13 protein-coding genes are annotated in these 17,127 nt (G+C 65.8%); 2 read left to right on the top strand and 11 right to left on the bottom strand.

The annotated features are described in order from the left end of the window. Positions 1-3: 3 nt before the first annotated feature. Positions 4-3,570, bottom strand: coding sequence for a response regulator (locus BBA01S_RS09360; protein ID WP_027816195.1), 3,567 nt, complete (start codon positions 3,568-3,570; stop codon positions 4-6). A gap of 456 nt (positions 3,571-4,026) precedes the next feature. On the opposite strand from BBA01S_RS09360, the gene BBA01S_RS09355 reads away from it, so the two are divergent. After that, on the top strand, positions 4,027-4,440 hold the full coding sequence (locus BBA01S_RS09355; protein ID WP_027816194.1) for a lysozyme inhibitor LprI family protein: 414 nt from the start codon (positions 4,027-4,029) through the stop codon (positions 4,438-4,440). A 3-nt stretch (positions 4,441-4,443) separates the two neighbouring features. Here the strand turns inward: BBA01S_RS09355 and BBA01S_RS09350 are convergent, their stop codons facing one another. The 8 genes from BBA01S_RS09350 to BBA01S_RS09315 form a co-directional block, all read right to left on the bottom strand. Continuing rightward, positions 4,444-5,508, bottom strand: coding sequence for a methyl-accepting chemotaxis protein (locus tag BBA01S_RS09350; protein WP_027816193.1), 1,065 nt, complete (start codon positions 5,506-5,508; stop codon positions 4,444-4,446). Between the two features lie 214 nt (positions 5,509-5,722). Further along, positions 5,723-7,594 (bottom strand): alpha/beta hydrolase family protein, encoded by a 1,872-nt coding sequence (locus BBA01S_RS09345; RefSeq protein WP_027816192.1) that lies wholly within the window; start codon positions 7,592-7,594, stop codon positions 5,723-5,725. Next, a complete protein-coding gene (pqqE, locus tag BBA01S_RS09340; RefSeq protein WP_084162032.1) occupies positions 7,560-8,726 on the bottom strand; it encodes a pyrroloquinoline quinone biosynthesis protein PqqE in 1,167 nt (388 codons plus the stop codon). Before pqqE ends, BBA01S_RS09345 begins: the two co-directional genes overlap by 35 nt. Further along, positions 8,719-9,000 carry a pyrroloquinoline quinone biosynthesis peptide chaperone PqqD gene (gene pqqD / locus BBA01S_RS09335; protein WP_042296588.1) on the bottom strand — a complete coding sequence of 94 codons (282 nt, stop codon included), beginning with the start codon at positions 8,998-9,000 and terminating at the stop codon, positions 8,719-8,721. The genes pqqE and pqqD overlap by 8 nt, the downstream gene beginning before the upstream one ends. A gap of 14 nt (positions 9,001-9,014) precedes the next feature. Next, entirely contained in the window at positions 9,015-9,767 is a 753-nt protein-coding gene (gene pqqC / locus BBA01S_RS09330; protein WP_027816189.1) for a pyrroloquinoline-quinone synthase PqqC, read from the bottom strand. A gap of 93 nt (positions 9,768-9,860) precedes the next feature. Continuing rightward, positions 9,861-10,772 carry a pyrroloquinoline quinone biosynthesis protein PqqB gene (pqqB, locus tag BBA01S_RS09325; protein ID WP_027816188.1) on the bottom strand — a complete coding sequence of 304 codons (912 nt, stop codon included), beginning with the start codon at positions 10,770-10,772 and terminating at the stop codon, positions 9,861-9,863. Positions 10,773-10,881: 109 nt separating this feature from the next. Further along, entirely contained in the window at positions 10,882-10,953 is a 72-nt protein-coding gene (pqqA, locus tag BBA01S_RS45820; RefSeq protein ID WP_084162062.1) for a pyrroloquinoline quinone precursor peptide PqqA, read from the bottom strand. A 312-nt stretch (positions 10,954-11,265) separates the two neighbouring features. Beyond that, the gene (locus tag BBA01S_RS09315) at positions 11,266-12,579 is read right to left on the bottom strand and encodes a citrate synthase family protein (protein WP_027816187.1); all 1,314 of its coding nucleotides are present in this window, start codon (positions 12,577-12,579) and stop codon (positions 11,266-11,268) included. 249 nt (positions 12,580-12,828) lie between these two features. On the opposite strand from BBA01S_RS09315, the gene BBA01S_RS09310 reads away from it, so the two are divergent. Next, positions 12,829-13,119, top strand: coding sequence for a DUF4148 domain-containing protein (locus tag BBA01S_RS09310; protein WP_042296736.1), 291 nt, complete (start codon positions 12,829-12,831; stop codon positions 13,117-13,119). 165 nt (positions 13,120-13,284) lie between these two features. Here BBA01S_RS09310 and BBA01S_RS09305 read toward each other — a convergent pair whose 3' ends face one another. Further along, the gene (locus tag BBA01S_RS09305) at positions 13,285-14,463 is read right to left on the bottom strand and encodes a porin (RefSeq protein ID WP_027816185.1); all 1,179 of its coding nucleotides are present in this window, start codon (positions 14,461-14,463) and stop codon (positions 13,285-13,287) included. A gap of 151 nt (positions 14,464-14,614) precedes the next feature. Then, positions 14,615-17,047 carry a membrane-bound PQQ-dependent dehydrogenase, glucose/quinate/shikimate family gene (locus BBA01S_RS09300; RefSeq protein WP_027816184.1) on the bottom strand — a complete coding sequence of 811 codons (2,433 nt, stop codon included), beginning with the start codon at positions 17,045-17,047 and terminating at the stop codon, positions 14,615-14,617. Positions 17,048-17,127 lie beyond the last annotated feature (80 nt).

Here is a 17,127-nt window from a genome sequence, read left to right as displayed (position 1 = left end):
GTCTTACTTGCGCAGCCAGACGCGGCACAGCGACACCAGCTTGTCCACGTCGATGGGTTTGGAAACGTAGTCGTCCGCGCCCGCTTCCAGGCAGCGCTGGCGGTCGTCGGCCATTGCCTTCGCCGTGAGCGCGATCACCGGCAGGCGCGCGGCGTGCGTGAAGCGCGCGTCGGTGCGCAGCGCGCGCATGGCGGCGAGGCCGTCCATCTCCGGCATCATCACGTCCATCAGCACGAGGTCGATGCGCTCCTGGCCGCCCAGCATCTCCAGCGCCTCGCGGCCATTGCGGGCGATCAGCAGCTTCGCGCCCAGCGGCTCGATCACATGCGAGAGCGCGAAGATGTTGCGCACGTCGTCCTCGGCCAGCAGGATCGTCTTGCCTTCGAAGGTGTCGTCGCGCTGGCGCACCGCGCGCAGCATGCGCTGCTGTTCGGGCGCGAGCTGCGATTCCACGCTGTGCAGGAACAGCGTGACTTCGTCGAGCAGGCGTTCGGGCGAGCGCGCGCCCTTGATGATGATGGACTTCGAATAGCGGCGCAGGCGCTGCTCGTCGTCGTCGGAGAGCATGCGGCCCGTGTAGACGATCACCGGCAGGGGCGCGACGCCCGCATCGCCCGCGAGCGTTTCCAGCAGGTCGTAGCCGGTGCCGTCGGGCAGCGTGAGGTCGGTCACGATGCAGTCGAACGCGCCTTGCGCGATCTGCGCATGCGCGTCCGCGAGCGTGCCCACCGCGACGATTTCGACGCCGTCGCCCACCAGCAGCGCACGGATGCTTTCGCGCATCGCGTAGTCGTCCTCGATCACCAGCACGCGCTTGACGCGCTGCTCAAGGCGCGATTCGAGCCGGCGGATCGCCGCTTCGAGCGTGCTGCGCGCCGTGGGCTTGAGCGTGTAGCCGATCGCGCCCAGATGCAGCGCCTTGTCGGCATGGTCGGTCGCCGAGACGATGTGCACCGGAATATGGCGCGTGAGCGGATCGCTCTTGAGCCATTCGAGCACCGACAGGCCCGAGCGGTCGGGCAGGCCCACGTCGAGCAGCACGGCGACTGGCGCTTCGTCCTTGACCATCGCGAAGCCGGTGGCGGCGTCGGCGGCGTGCAGGAAATCGAATTGCAGTTCGTGGACGAGGTCGCGCAGGATTTCGGCGAAGGAAAGGTCGTCTTCGATCACGAGGATCGCGCGCTTGCCGTGATGGCGCTGCGCGCGGTCGTCGGCGATGGGCGAGACGGCGTGCGCGGCGGCGGTGCTGGCGGCCACGATGGCCTCGCCCGCGCGTGCGGCGGCGTTGAGCGTGGTGGCGGCTTCGGCGACCGCCGTTTCGGCAATCGCTTCGGCGCGAACCGGCGCGGCATGCGTGGCGGCGGCGCGCGGGCGTGCGACCACGGCGTTTGCCGCGTCTTCGGCCTGCGCGAGCTTCGCGGCGGCCGTGCTGTCGAGCGGCAGCCAGAGCGTGAACACGCTGCCCACGCCCGGCTCGCTCGCCACGCCGATGCGCCCGCCCAGCAGGCGCGCCAGCTCGCGCGAGATCGACAGCCCCAGGCCGCTGCCGCCGTATTCGCGGCTCGTCGAGCCGTCGGCCTGCTGGAAGGCCTCGAAGATCATCTCCAGCTTTTCTGCGGGAATGCCGATGCCGGTGTCGCGCACGTCGAAGCGCACCACGTTCGCATCGACCGGCGAGACCGTGAGCGACACCTCGCCCTGCGCCGTGAACTTCAGCGCGTTGGACAGCAGGTTGCGCAGGATCTGCAGCACGCGCTGGCCGTCGGTCGTGAGCGTGTCCGCGACGCCGGGCAGGCGGTCGATGGTGAGCGCCACGCGCTTCTCGCGCGCGAGCGGCGCGAAGGTCTCATGCAGCGACGACGTCACATCGTCGAGCTTCACCGTTTCCAGCAGGAGCTGGACCTGGCCCGCCTCGACCTTGGACAGATCGAGAATGTCGTTGATGAGCGCGAGCAGGTCGGTGTTCGACGCGTGGATGGTGGCCGCGTAACGCACCTGTTCTTCGCTGAGATTGCCGCTGCGGTTCTGCTGCAGCAGCTTCGCGAGGATCAGCGAGCTATTGAGCGGCGTGCGCAGCTCGTGCGACATGTTGGCGAGGAATTCGGACTTGTAGCGGCTCGACTGCGCGAGGCGTTCCGCGTTGCGCGTGAGTTCGCCCTGGGCGCGTTCGAGTTCGCTCTTTTGCGTCTCCAGGCGCCGCGCGTATTCCTCCAGTTGCACGTTGGTCTGTTCCAGCTCGACCTGCTGCGCTTCGAGCCGCGCCTGCGAATCCATCAGCGCGCGGCCGCGTTCTTCCAGGCCTTCGTTGGCCACGCGCAGCTCTTCCTGCTGCACCTGGAGCTCGTGGTTGAGCTGCTGCGCGTCGGCGTACGCGACCTGGAGGCGTTCGCGCGAAATCGCGGCCTCGACCAGGTCGCCCATCGTGCCCGCGACGCGCGTGAGGAATTCGGTGTCGCGCGGCAGCAGCGCGCGCATGAAGGCCAGCTCGACCACGCCGTTGATCTGGCCGGTCGCGTCGATCGGCGCAATCAGCAGCGACGTGGGCGTGGCCGATCCCAGCCCCGATTCCACCTTCAGATAGCCGGCGGGCGCTTCGCGCAGCTCGATCACGCGGCGCGAGGCGGCGGCCTGGCCCACCAGCGTCTGGCCGCTTTGCAGCATCGGCACGTTGTAGCCGCTTTCCTCGCCGAAGCCGAACGTCGCCACGCGGCGCAGCGAGGCATCGTGGCCGTCGCGCACATAAAGCGTCGCGACGCTCGCGCTCAGGTAGCCCGCCAGGCAGTCGAGCATCGCGCCGCCCACCTCGGCAAGCGCCTCCTTGCCCATGCCGCTTTCGGCGAGCAGGCGCTGGCCCGAGCGGAACCACACCTGTTCCGCGAGCGCTTCGGCCTGTTCGGCCTGGCCGCGCAGCGCGCCGTCGTAGGTGGAGGAGAGCGCGGTCAGTTCGCGGCGCCCGAGGAACGCGAGCAGGCCGTTCACGAACACCGTGAGCGCGAGGAAAACGGCCACCGTCGTGAAGGTGAGGCTGCGCGCGGCCGTCGTGCGCGCTTCGCGCAGGCGGCCTTCTTCGGCGAGAAAGTCGGCGAAGTCGCGGCGCAGCGCGTCGGCGCTCGGCTGGCCCTTGTCGTTCTGCACGGTGGCGAGCACGGCGTCGTGATCGCGGCGCAGTTGCACCGCCTGGATCGCGGACTCGTCCCACTGGTGCGAGAGCGCGAGGATGCGCTTGAGGCGCTCCACCTGCGGCGGGTTGTCGGCGACAAGCTCCGACAGGCTGCCCACCTGCGCCTCGAAGCGCGGGCGGCCGACCTCGAATGGCGCGAGTCCGCGCTCGTCGCCGTTGAGCAGGAAGCCACGCAGGCTCGATTCGCGGTCGGCCTGCACGCGCAGCAGTTCGTAGGCTTCGCCAATCACGCGTTCCGAGTGCTCGGCCCAGTTCATCGTCGAGACGAGATAGGCGATCAGCGCGACAAACGCCACGGCGGTCGCGAAGCCCGCGAGCAGCGGCAGTGCGACGTTTCTTTGGATGATGCGTTTGAAACGCAACGGGTCGATCGCATTCAGTGCAGGCATTATTTTCCGATTCTTTCCGATGGTTCGTGGGTCGATGCGGGTCAAGCGGGAATATCGACCGGTTTTTCACGCCATTTGCGAACCATTTGCAAGCAATAGCGCGCCCTCTACGGGGCAAAAGGGGTGAAATCGATGCAAATGCAATCATACAAAAAGCCCGCGGTTCGCGCGCAGGCGACTTGCGGGCCAAAGTGGTGTAGGCCACCGATGGGCGAGGTGCGGTGATTCTTCGCGCCGATGGGCTCGCGCCGCGATGCCCGGCGCTCGAAGTCGTTGAAGGAAGCCCGGAAAAAGCTTCGGATATCTGAATGATTGCGTTGCCATGACGCGTCTGCTGCAAGACCGTCGCTGCGGCTTTATGAACGCCGCCAGCGCCGCGCATAACGCCGCTCACCCGGCGTTGAGCGTCCCGGCATCTATGGCATAGTCACGCACCCTTATCCGGAGTGTCGTGACATGCGTCTTTCCCGCCATTATGCGAGCGCGTTGCTTGTATCCAGCGTGTTTGCCACTGCTTCATCGTGTTTCGCTGCCCAGCCCGAATGCCTGAACAGCGCGCCCACGCAACTCGCGATGGACGAGTGCGTCGGCCGCGCCATGAACGCCGACGACGCGAAACTCAACGAGACCTATAAGGCGCTGCTGGCGAAAGTCAGCAAGAACGGCGCAAACCAGCTGCGCAAGGCGCAGCGCGCCTGGGTGGCATGGCGCGACGCGCAATGCGAATTCAACACCATGGGCACGACTGGCGGCAGCATCAATTCGTCGATGTACGGACTGTGCATCGACGAACTGACGCAGGAGCAGACCCGCCGCCTCGACGCCCAGGTGCACTGCAAGGAAGGCGACCTGTCCTGCGGCGCGCAGTAAAAACTAGGCGTTTTGCGCGGGCTTCTGGCAGATCACGCCGTACCAGCCGAGTCCGCGATAGGTCTCATAACCGGGCGTCGCCGCAAACGACACGACGGTGCCGTCGTGCGCCCGATAGTAACCCGCCTGCTTGCCTTCCACCTGCAAGCGGAAGCGCTCGTCGAGGATCCCCTTGTCGTCGGACGAGGCAAGCACGCGAAACGTCGAATCGACGATCATGCAGCGCGTGCGGCTCCATTCCTCGTCGCTCAGGCGCACGCCTTTGACGACCGCGCCCGCCTGCGGCGCCCAGTCGAAGAAGACCGCCAGCACGCCCAGCACGCGGCCATTCGCGCGGCCGTGCTCGCGGATCGCCGTTGCGTAGGTCGCGACCTGCGCCTGGCGCAGCGGCGCGAGCGTCTCGATATCGGCGGCGACATAGTCCGCGCCCGATTTCGTTTTCATCGCCGACCTGAACCAGGCGGTTTCGCTGACGTTCTGGCCGCGCACGGGATATTGCCCGTGGCGTCCGTTTGCGATCACGACGCCGTGTTCGTCGATCACCCAGAGGTCGCGATACACCGTGTAGCTGTCGAGTATCACGGAGAGCCGTTCGGCGGCGTGCGCTGCTTGCGTGGCAGCATCGGCGGCATCGGCCGCGTTGCGTGCCGCGAGGCATTCGACCACGGCGGAATCGGTGGCCCACCAGCGCACGTCGCAGGAGCGCTCGTAGAGATTGCGGTCGATCACGTCGATCATGTTGAGCGCGAGGTCGGCGCAACGCTGGCCATCGTGCGAGCGCAGGCGGTCGATCATGCTGTCGCCCAGTTGCGTGAGCGTGGAGAGCGAGCCTGCCAGATCCTTGTTCAGCGCCGTCGTGATCTCGGAGATGCGGCGCGACACGTGCTTGACCTGGTTGGCGACCACGGCAAAGCCTTTGCCTGCATCGCCCGCGCGCGCCGCTTCGATGAGCGCGTTCAGCGCGAGAAAGGTGGTTTCCCGGTTGATGTCGTTGATGTCGCTGATCTTGCTGGTGGCAAGGCGTTTGACTTCGTGCGTGAGATCGACAATGGCTTGCGGATTCGACATGCAGGGTTCCGTGACATGAGTGTGAATATCACGGTGCATGCATGCAATGTTTGGGCCTGTGTGTCTGGCCGCGATTGTTGCGTGAGCAAGCGTTCTGAAATGATCGCAAACGTTTTGCGCGCGTCGTGCCTTTCGCTGCTCGTGTCAATTCAGCAGCCGGCATGCCGATGCGCACCAGGTTGGCTCATCGGCATGCACGGTTTTGGACGCCCGGTTATAGCGGCGCCTGCTCCAGGATCCCGCAGTAGAACGCGTATTCCGCTTGCAGTGCGTGCGCCTGGTTGACGGCCTTGCGAAAGCCGTGGCGCTCGTCGGCGTAGTAGTGCGCCTCGGTGGGGATGCCGTTGGCCTGCAACGCGCTCACCATGCTGCGCGTCTGGTCGGGCGTGACCACGGCGTCCAGTTCGCCCTGGAAGAAGGCCACGGGCACGCGAATGCGCTCGGCGTGCAGCAGCGGCGTGCGCTCGCAATAACGTTCGGCGTCGGCCACGGCGTCGCCGATCAGCCAGTCCAGATAGTCGGCCTCGAACTTGTGCGTGTGCTTGCCCAGCGTGAGCGGATCGCTCACGCCATAGAGGCTCGCGCCGCCGCGAAACACATCGCGGAAGGCGAGCGCGCACAGCGTCGTGTAGCCGCCCGCGCTGCTGCCGCGAATGAAGGCGCGGGCGGCGTCCACGCGTTGCGCGGCGGCCAGGTGCGTGACGACGTTGCAGGCGTCGTCGACGTCCACGACGCCCCAGCTTTCGTGCAGGGCCTGGCGGTAGGCGCGTCCGTAGCCGGTGCTGCCGCGGTAGTTGAGGTTGACGACGGCGAAGCCGCGTTGCGTCCAGTAGGGAATGCGCGGATCGAAGACGGGATAGCAGGCCGAGGTCGGGCCGCCATGGATGAACACGACGACGGGCGGCGCGCTTTGCGCGCTCGCAGCGCCCTCCGGCGCGTAGAAGTACGCATGCGATTCGCTGCCGCCGCTGGCGAAACGCACGGGCTCCGGCACGGGAATGCGCGCGACGGGCATCATCGGCGAGACGTCGGCGAGCACCTGGACGCTGAAGTCGTCGCGCCGGATCGCGAGCACGGCGGCGGGGCAGGTGGGCGACGCAGCGAGGCAGTAAAAGTGTTGCCCGTCCGCCGCGAGATTGCGAAAGCGGCTGTATTGCGGCGCAAGCGTGCGCAATGCGCCGTCGGCGGCACGATAGCCGAGGATGCCCCAGCCTTCGTCGCTCCATGCGCCAAGGCTCGATCCATCGTCGAGCGCGATCCAGCTGCACCCGCCCAGTTGCCACGGCGCGGCGGCGTGATCGGCCGGTGCTGCGGGCAGCGCCTGCAGCGCGCCGTCCTGCTCGCGCCACGGCTGCCAGAAGCCGCCACGATCGCTCAGGCAAAAGAGCGTGCCATGAGCGTCGAACTGCGGCTGTTGCAGCGCGTCTTCAATACTGCTGCCTGCAAGCGTGCGCGGCGCTTGCCACGCACTGTTGTTGTCGCCCGTCGCACGCTCGCTGCTGCACAACCGTGTTGCCGTCCACGGCTGATGCGGGCGTGACCATTCGATCCATGCGAGGCGCCGGCCATCGGCGCGCAGGCAGGGCGCGGCGTAAAAGTCCGCGCCTTCTGCGAGCACCGTGCGGGCGCCGTCCGCAAGCGCGATCGATACGAGGCGATGCGTGCCGCCGTCTTCTTCCACCGCGAGCACTGCGCCGCTGCTGTAGCGCAGGTCGCCGTAGCGGCAACCCGGCTCGGTGAGCGCGACGGGTGCTGCATCGCCGTCGATCGGCTGGCGATAGAGGCGCTGGTCTTTTTCGTTGGCGAATACTACGGCATCCTCAGTAATGCAGAAGGCGCCGCCGCCGTATTCATAGACGCGCCCGCGCACGCTGAAGCCATCCGGCGTCAGGCAGCGCGCTGCCGATTCGCGGTTCGATTCACGGTTCCAGTACCAGATGCGCGTGGCTGCATCGGCGGGGTCGTAGGCGCTCCAGAATACGCCGCGCGCCGACGCAGCCAGTTCGCCAAAGTCCTTGCCGGCGGCGACGGCCTGTTCGGCGCTGACGCGCTCAGGGCTTGCCGAGTTCTCGGGAGTTCCTGTCATTGCGGAAGATGAGTCGCTGGATCGGTTGGACGGGTTTTTCGGCTTCGCTGCGGGCTTGCAGGATGATGCGGTGCTCGGACGACTTGCTGCAGACCGGGTCGGTATTGGCGGCGTCGCCGGTCAGCATGAAGGCCTGGCAGCGGCAGCCGCCGAAGTCCTTCTCTTTCTCGTCGCACGAGCGACACGGCTCGGGCATCCACGCGTTGCCGCGAAAGCGGTTGAAGCCGAACGATTCGTACCAGATGTGGCGCAGGTCGTGGTCGCGCACGTTGGGGAAATCGATGGGCAGCATGCGCGCGCCGTGACAGGGCAGCGCCGTGCCATCCGGCGTGACCGTGAGGAAAATGCTGCCCCAGCCGCCCATGCAGGGCTTCGGGCGCTCCTCGTAGTAATCAGGAGTCACGAAGATCAGGTTGCACGGGTTGCCGCTCGCTTCCAGCTTTGCACGATACTCGTTGGTGATGCGCTCCGCGCGTTCGAGCTGTTCGCGTGTGGGCAGCAGCATCTCGCGGTTGAGCTTGGCCCAGCCGTAGAACTGGCAGGTCGCCAGTTCGACGAAATCGGCTTCCAGCGCGATGCACAGCTCGATGATGCGGTCGATATCGTCGATGTTGTAGCGGTGCGTGACGAAGTTCAGCACCATCGGGTAGCCGTGCGCCTTCACGGCGCGCGCCATCGCGAGCTTCTGCGCGAACGCCTTGCCCGAACCGGCGAGCATGTTGTTCACTTCCTCGTCGCTGGACTGGAAGCTGATCTGGATGTGATCGAGCCCGGCGCGCTGGAAATCGGCGAGTTTCTGCTCGTTCAGGCCAATGCCCGAGGTGATGAGGTTCGTGTAGTAGCCGAGCTTGCGCGCGTGCGCGATCAGCTCCACGAGATCCTTGCGCACCAGCGGCTCGCCGCCGGAAAAACCGATCTGTGCGGCGCCCATCTGGCGCGCTTCGGTCATCACGCGGATCCATTGCTCCGTGCTCAGCTCCTCGCCCTGACGCGCGAAGTCGAGCGGATTGGAGCAGTAAGGGCATTGCAGCGGGCAACGGTAGGTCACCTCCGCGAGCAGCCACAGGGGCAGGCCCACGGCGGGTTGAGCGGCGGTGGCGGGCAGGCTGGCAGTGAGGCTTTGGTCAGACAAGATCGATCCAGTGCTTTTCGCGGGCGACCAGCATGAATTGCTCGACGTCTTCGCCCAGTTCGGGCACGCCCGGGAATTGCGTGTCCAGGTGCGCCACGATGGCCGCGACGCTGCGCTCGCCGTCGATCAGGCCGCCGATGGCGGCGGCGCTGTCGTTCAGCTTGATCATGCCTTCAGGATAGAGCAGGACGTGCGCGTTTTGCGCGGGCTCGAACTGAAAGCGGTAGCCGCGTCGCCAGACGGGTTTGAGGTTGCGGTCGAAGGGCGTGTTCATCGTGCTCCCAGTGTTCACAGTGCAATTCCCTTGTGCCAGGCGCGTTCGGTCGTGACCGTATGGTAGGGCGGGCGGCCCAGTTCATAGGCCATTGACATCGCGTCGAGCATCGTCCAGAGAATGTCGAGCTTGAATTGCAGGATCTCCAGCATACGCTGCTGGGCTTCATACGTCGTGTAGTGCTGCAGCGTGATGTGCAGGCCGTGCTCCACGTCGCGGCGCGCCTGGCCCAGGCGCGAGCGGAAATATTCGTAGCCGCGCGGGTCGATCCACGGGTAATGCTTCGGCCACGTGTCCAGGCGCGACTGATGGATCTGCGGCGCAAACAGTTCGGTGAGCGAACTGCTTGCCGCTTCCTGCCAGCTGGCGCGGCGCGCGAAATTCACGTACGCATCCACGGCGAAGCGCACGCCCGGCAGCACCAGTTCCTGCGAACGCAGCTGGTCGGGGTCGAGCCCGACGGCTTCACCCAGGCGCAGCCACGCCTCGATGCCGCCGTCCTCGCCCGGCGCGCCGTCGTGATCGAGCAGGCGCTGGATCCACTGGCGGCGCACTTCGCGGTCGGGACAGTTGGCGAGGATTGCCGCGTCCTTCATCGGGATATTGACCTGATAGTAGAAGCGGTTCGCCACCCAGCCCTGGATCTGTTCGCGGGTCGCGCGGCCTTCGTACATCGCCACGTGATACGGGTGGTGGATGTGATAGAACGCGCCCTTTGCGCGCAAGGCCTGTTCGAATTGTTCGGGAGTGAGGGCGGCCTGGCTCATGATTCTGTCCAATTCCAATGAATGCTGCTGCGCACAGCGTGCAGCAGTGAAATGCAAGGCGGCGCGCAGACATCTCGCGCGCCGCGCGGGTTATTACAGGTCGATGCTCATGCCATCGAAAGCGACTTCGACGTGACGCAGCGCGAGTTCGGCGCGCTCCGCCGAATCTTCGTCGAGGATCGGGTTCGTGTTGTTGATGTGCGTGAGAATCTTGCGGGCGTTCGGGAACTGCTCCAGTACTTCGAGCATGCCGCCGGGGCCGCTTTGCGCGAGGTGGCCCATCTGGCGGCCCGTGCGCGTGCCGACGCCGCGGCGCTGCATTTCGTCGTCGTGCCAGAGCGTGCCGTCGACGAGCAGGCAATCGGCTTCGTGCATGCGCGCGAGCAGCGCTTCGTCGACTTCGCCCAGGCCCGGTGCGTAAAACAGCTTGCCGCCCGTGCGCGTGTCTTCGATCACGAGGCCGATGTTGTCGCCCGGATGCGGGTCATGCCGATGCGGCGAATAAGGCGGCGCGGCGCTGCGCAGCGCGAACGGCGTGAAGCGCAGGTTCGGGCACGCGGCGATCGTGAAGGCTTCGCCGGAGACGATCGGGTTCCAGCGCAGGCCGCCGTTCCAGTGCGTGAGCATCGGGAAGATCGGGAAGCCAGTGCTCAGGTCTTCATGAACCATGTCGGTGCACCAGACTTCGTGCGGGCAGCCTTCGCGCAGGCTCAGCAGCCCGGTCGTGTGGTCGATCTGGCTGTCCATCAGCACGATGGCGGCGATGCCGGTGTCACGCAGTGCGCGGCCCGGTTGCATGGGCGCGAATGCCTGCAATTGGGCGCGGATATCGGGCGAGGCGTTGCAGAGAATCCAGGATTCGCCGTCGTCGGAGACGGCAATCGACGATTGCGTGCGCGCCTTCGCGTTGAGGCGGCCATTGCGGAAGCCTGCGCAGTTCGCGCAATTGCAGTTCCACTGGGGAAAGCCGCCGCCGGCTGCGGAGCCGAGAATGTGAATGTGCATGCTTGCTAAACGAGGCTGCGGATCGAGGCTGCGGATGGAACGCGCCAGATAAATAGCCCCGGCGGGCCGGGGCTATGAGGATCCTGCTAGAGGATGCTGACGCTACGAATTAACGGTTCGAAATGTACATCGTGATTTCAAAACCGAAACGCAGGTCGGTGTAAGCGGGCTTGGTCCACATGGCGGAACTCCTTGAAAAATGGATGGGCAGGCGGACGTCCGGCAAAGCGGACACACCGGTAAAGCGGGAAACTGCGGCCATTGCGGCAGGCGGAATGAACTGCACGCCTGATATGCAATGCGCCACAATTCTCCTCGCGCGTATGGTATCAAATTTGCACGCGCCGCGACGGCTCGCCGGCAACGGGATAGCCTGAAAATGCAGCGTAAAACGCTGCAAACCCGTGCACGAAACACTTTATTTCGGATGCAGCAATACTCGTGTGCGATCCGCTTAAGAAACAGTAATAACCGCGTAATGACTCGCCGAAAGCTACGTAATCTTGAACAAGGTCGTGAACATGTCGGGGCCGGGCGGGGTTTCGCGCGGCGTTTTGGCGTTGCGTTTGCGTGCGCTATGGCGGGAGACGTTTGCGTTGCCGCTTGAATCGCTCGCGGGCGGCCGCAAGCCCGTATAGACCGCACGCGGGCGGATCAGGTGCGGATTCTGCCGCTGCTCCAGTCCGTGCGCGATCCAGCCCACCGAGCGGCCCAGCGCGAACAGCCCGAACGCAGCCCCCATCGGCAGATTCAAGTGACGCCGCAGCGCCACGAGCGCGAGATCGAGCGAGGGTTGCTGTCCCACCTGCGCGCTGCCCAGGTCGAGCAGCTTTTTCCACGCGGGATGACGCGGCAGCACGCGCGCGAGCAGCCATGCCGCGCGCACGTCGCCGTCGGGATAAAGCGGGTGGCCGAAGCCCGGCAGGTCGTCGCCGCGGGCGAGACGCTCGCGCAGCTTGCGCTCCGGGTTTGCTTCGCCAAGTTCGTCCCACAGCGCCTCGCAGCGCGCCGTGGTTGCGCCGTGACGCCCACCTGAAAGTCCCGCAAGACCGCCGATCACCACCGAGCGCAGGCTCGCATCGGTGGAGGCGATGCAGCGAGCGGTGAAACTGGAGGCATTCAGTTCGTGATCGGCGCACAGCACCAGCGCCATGCGGATCAACTCGGCACCGTCCTTGCCGACGCCCCAGGCGCGCGCGCATTGCTCGTGAATCGGCGCGGCGCGGGTCGCCTGGTCGGGCGCGGCGCCCAGCAGGCAAGCGGCCAGCAGGCGCACGAGGTCGCCGCAACCTTGCGCCTGGCGCGCGGCGTTGCGCTGCCAGATGGCGGTCGGCGCGTCTTCGCTTGCCACTGAAAAGAGCGGCAACAGCGCGGCTTCCGCACGCTGGTTCCGGTAATGCGCCTGCAGCGTTTTCAGCACGTCGGGCGCTTGCGGCGCGGGCGTTGCGAAGGCCGCGCTTTCGTCGCATTGCCACAACAGCGCCGCCACTTCTTCGAGACTTGCGCGCGCCGCCAGATCGAGCGCATCGACGCCGCGATACGAAAGGCGTCCGTCTTCGATCAGCGTGATGGCCGATGCGAGCACCGGCGCGCCCCAGTCGAGCGCCGCGCGTGCGACTTCCTTCGGTTTGCGCCCGCGCGCCCGGTTGGCGGCGAGCCGTTCGACATCGCTGGCCAGATAGCGGCTTTCGCGCGTGACGGGATCGCTTGAAGCGCGCAGCAGGCCGCGGCTCACATAGGCGTAGAGCGTCTGGCGCGCGACGCCCAGGCGTGTGGCGGCTTCGGTGGAGCTCAGGTAGGTCGGCATGGTGTCCGGTGACGATTCCGGCGACGGTTCTGGCGAGTTGCTCGCGAATATCGCCCAGCATAATCAACGTTGACGATTCGTGCCCGCGCGGTGTTTCAAATCTGCGCTAACCCCGCGCCGTAGCGGCGTTTCGTCCGGCAGCGCGCCACATAAAAAAACTTACATCTGACCGATGATGTTCCCATACCCACGCTCGCCTAAGCTCTCGACTCATTACTTCGAACTCACAATCTCTACTGGATGGCCGACATGGGAGCAAAACTGCGATATCTAGCTGCGCTTGCCGCAGCGACCGTTAGCCTGGCGGCGTATGCCGGGCCTCATCTCACGCCGAAGCAATGCGTCGGCTACCCGTTCAAGCACGTGGCGGCGGGCAAGATCACGCATGCGCAGCTGATGGACGAACTGGGCGAACTGGAAGCGCGCGGCTATCACCCCGGCGACGACAACGGCATCTACCCGGCCGATCTGCAAGCCGCGCAAAAAGTCCTGACCGCCGATTACGCCGCGGACTGCCTCAAGCTGCACCGCAAGACCTGACGGTTGCGCGCCGATGCTTTCATCAATGCGTGCACCAATGCGTGTACCAGGCCGCGCGCATAAAAAAAGCAGCGAGACGGGAGGGTTCCCGTGTCGCTGCCTGAAATTGCGCGGTAGATTGCGCGTTGCTTAGCTTAAAACTGTAATTGGCGGGTTAAATCCGCTTTAGAAAGCAATCGCCACGCCGAACATGGCGACGAACTGATTGCCTGTCGACGACGCCGAGGTGTTCTGCGAGTCGCCGACCATCGCCACTGCATCGACGACATCGCCCGCGCCGTTCGCGCCCAGCGTATGGCCCGAGGCGTGCTGGTATGCCTGGATCGTGTACAGCGTCGTGCGCTTCGAGAGGTGATACATCTCGCGCAGCGACACCTGCTGGTAGCGCGCCGCGTCGTGAATGCCGTTCGCGCTCGATGCGCGCGTATAGCTGTAGCCGCCCGACACTTCGAACGGCGTGCTCACGTGGTAGCTCACCAGCGCGCCGTAGGTATTGAACACGGCGGTATCGGTAAAGAGCGAATGCCCGCCCGGGCGATAGACCACGTTCGAATAGTTCACGCCAAACAGCAGGTTGCCGAACGTATAGGTCGCCAGCGCCGCCGCGTGCTGCACCGTGCGCGCGGACAGGTAGCCGGTATTGATCGTCGAATGCGGGAACGTGGCGCTCGCGTTGGGATCGAATCCGCCCGTGTATTCCGTGTTGTCCATGCGCAGGTAGCCCAGGCCAACCGACAGCGGGCCGCCGTCGTAGCGCAGCGCCGCGCTGAACATGCTGCCGCTCTTCATGCTGCCCGCCACGCCGCCAAAGCCGTATTGCACGCTGCCGCGCACGCCGTCGATGGTCGGCGATGTGTAGGTAACCGAACTATTCGCGCGGATGTCCGTGTCGAAGCCGTCGATGTCGCCCGGGTGCGCGCCCGTTGCGCCGGTCAGGTACGTGACCGGGCCAAGCGTGCCCGCGAGCAGGTAGTACGGCGTGTACTGGCGGCCCATCGTGAGCGTGCCCAGGCGGCTGTCCTGCAGGCCGACGAAGGCGTAGCGGTTGAATGCGAGACCGGCCGACTGCTGCGCGCCGGTGCCCGGATCGAAACCTTCCTGCAAATCGAAAATCGCATTGAGCGTGGAGCTGAGCTGCTCCGAGCCCTTGAAGCCGAACTTCGACGCATACAGGTTGCCGTTGCGCATGTACACGTTCGAGTGGCCGCCCTGGTTGTTCGCGTAGGTAATGGCTTCGTCCACGTTGCCATACAGCGTCAGGCTGTTTTGCGCCATGGCCGGTTGCGACATGGCCGCTGCGCACACCAGCAGCGAGCCGCCCCAGAAAAAGTGTTCTGATTTCATCGTAAGACGCACAAGCGATCCGGATGATGGCCGTCACGGCAAGCCATCCCGGATTCGGAAAAATATTTGATCTAACTGGTTAAAACTAGCGAAGCAAGAAGCAGAAAAGCGGCGGGGCGCGCATCGCACGCGCCCCGCCGCCCGGTGCCGCTTAGTGCGTCTGCGGCAGCGCGTAGGCGATCACATAATCGCCGCGATCCGGCGACTGGCGTGCGCCGCCTGCCGAGATCACGATGTACTGCTTGCCGTCGATCGTGTAGCTCATCGGCGTGCCCTGGCTGCCCACCGGCAGACGGGCCTTCCAGACTTCCTTGCCGGTCGAGCTGTCGAACGCGCGCAGGTAGTAATCCTGCGTTGCGGCGAAGAACACCAGGCCGCCGCCCGTCGTCAGCGAACCGCCGATGGTCGGCATGCCGATCGGCGTGGGCATGTGCATCTGCACGCCATAAAGGCGCGTGTCCTTGACCGTGCCGAGCGGCACTTGCCACGCCACGCTGCGCGTCTTCAGGTCGATTGCCGTGAGGCTGCCGAACGGCGGCTTCTGGCACGGAATGCCCAGCGGCGAGAAGAAGCGATCCTTCGTCACCGAGTACGGCGTGCCGCCGAGCGGCACGGCGCCCATGCCCGCATTGACGGCTTCGTTGCCGTCCGAGGTGCCGCCGCGCTGCTGTTCCTTCACGAGGTGCACCCACAGGCCCAGGCGCATGTCGTTCACGTAGATCATGCCGGCGTTCGGGTCGTACGACAGGCCGCCCCAGTTCATGCCGCCGAGCGAACCCGGGAAGCTCAGCGCGTAGTCCGTATCCGGCGCGGTGAACAGGCCGTCGTAGCGCATGCCGCGGAACGTAATGCGGCACATCAGCTGGTCGATCGGCGTGACGCCCCACATGTCGGCGTCCTTGAGCACTTCGGCGCCGATCTGCGGCATGCCCACGGACAGCGGCTGCGTCTTCGCGTACGGCTCGTTCGGGATCGTGCCCGGCTTGACCGGATGCTCGACGACCTTGGTGAGCGGCTTGCCGGTCAGGCGGTCGAGCACGAACAGCTGGCCCATCTTGGTGCCGACGATCAGCGCCGGCACCTTCTTGCCGTCTTCCATCGGGAAGTCGATCAGCGTCGGCTGCATCGGCACGTCGTAGTCCCACAGATCGTGGTGGACGGTCTGGAAGTGCCACTTCTCCGCACCCGTGGTCGCGTCGAGCGCGAGCACCGAGCCGCCGTACTTCTCGTCGAGCGCCGTGCGCTTGACGCCCCACAGGTCGATCGCGGCGTTGCCGGTCGGCATGTAGATGGTGTTCGACGACGCGTCATAGGTCATCGGCGCCCAGACGTTCGGGGTCGAACGCACGAAGGTCTTGCCGGTGGCCGGTGCGGCGTGGTCTTCCGGGCTGCCCGGATCGAACGCCCACTTCATCTTGCCGGTCATCACGTCGAAGCCGCGGATCACGCCGCCAGGCATGTCGAGCGAGACGTTGTCGGCCACGCGCCCGCCCACGACCACGGTCGTGCCTGCGACGGTCGGCGCCGAAGTCAGCTGGTACAGCGGGCTCTTGGCTTTGCCGAGGCCTGCCTTCAGGTCGATGATGCCGTGATCGCCGAAGTCGTCGCAGAGCTTGCCGTTGTCGGCGTCGAGCGAGACCAGCTTGCCGTCGATCGTGTTCATGTAGATGCGGCGGCGGCAGGCGGCGGGGTCACCCGACGCTGCGATTGCCGACACCGGCGTCGAGCCTGCCACGGTGGGCTGCACGAGCGGCTGGGTGGCGTCGAAGTAGGCGAGGCCGCGGCAGCGCACCCAGACCGTGGTTTTGGTCGGGAACGCGTGGCGCCATTTTTCGGCGCCGCTGGCGGCATCGACGGCGATCACCGTGTTATGCGGCGAGCACAGGAACAGCGTCTTGCCCACCTGGAGCGGCGTTTCCTGGTCTTCCGAGCCGCCGCCATCCGGGCTGAGCGGCGTGTCGCCGGTGTGGAACGTCCAGGCGACCTGGAGATCCTTCACGTTGTCGCGGTTGATCTGCGCAGCGCCTGCGAAGCGGTCGCCGCCAGCCGAGTGGCCGTAAGCCGTCCAGTCGCCCATGCCGGCCGTGCCCGCGACGGGCGTCGTGGTTTCGGCGCCGAACTTGCCGTGCGGCACGAACATGCCCCACACGAACGCGGCGTTGCACACGGCCAGCAGGGCGGCGACGCCCCAGGCCTTGCCGCAGGCGGGCGACTTGCCTTCGCCCTTGCGCAGCACGGGGACGAGCGGCGCGAGCAGCATGCCGATCATCGAGAACATGAAGATGCGCGTGTTGAGCGGCCAGAAGTCGAAGCCGACTTCCCACACGGCCCACAGCGCCGTGGCGATCAGGAACACGAGGAAAATCGTGAATGCGCTCGAACGGCGGCGCGCCAGCTGCACGCCGGTGGCGCACAGCGCAAGGCCGGCGAGCAGGTAGTACCAGCTGCCGCCGCGGGCGATCAGCATGCCGCCGCCGATGAGGAAATACAGCCCGAGCAGCAGGCCGACGACCCCGATCAGGGGTAGGCCGATACGCACGGCCTTTGAAATCTGTTTATCTGAATCTGTAGGTTGCTTCGACATCGTTTTGTTCTCGATTGGACGCTAAAGGCTCGCCTCGGAGGTCGGCTGGCGTGCGCCTTTATATGGGGCGCAAACGTCAA

The organism is Paraburkholderia bannensis NBRC 103871, assembly GCF_000685015.1.
GTDB classification, from domain to species: Bacteria; Pseudomonadota; Gammaproteobacteria; order Burkholderiales; family Burkholderiaceae; genus Paraburkholderia; species Paraburkholderia bannensis.
The sequence above is the reverse complement of the archived record's forward strand: the minus strand, read 5'-3'. Positions and strand labels throughout refer to the sequence as shown.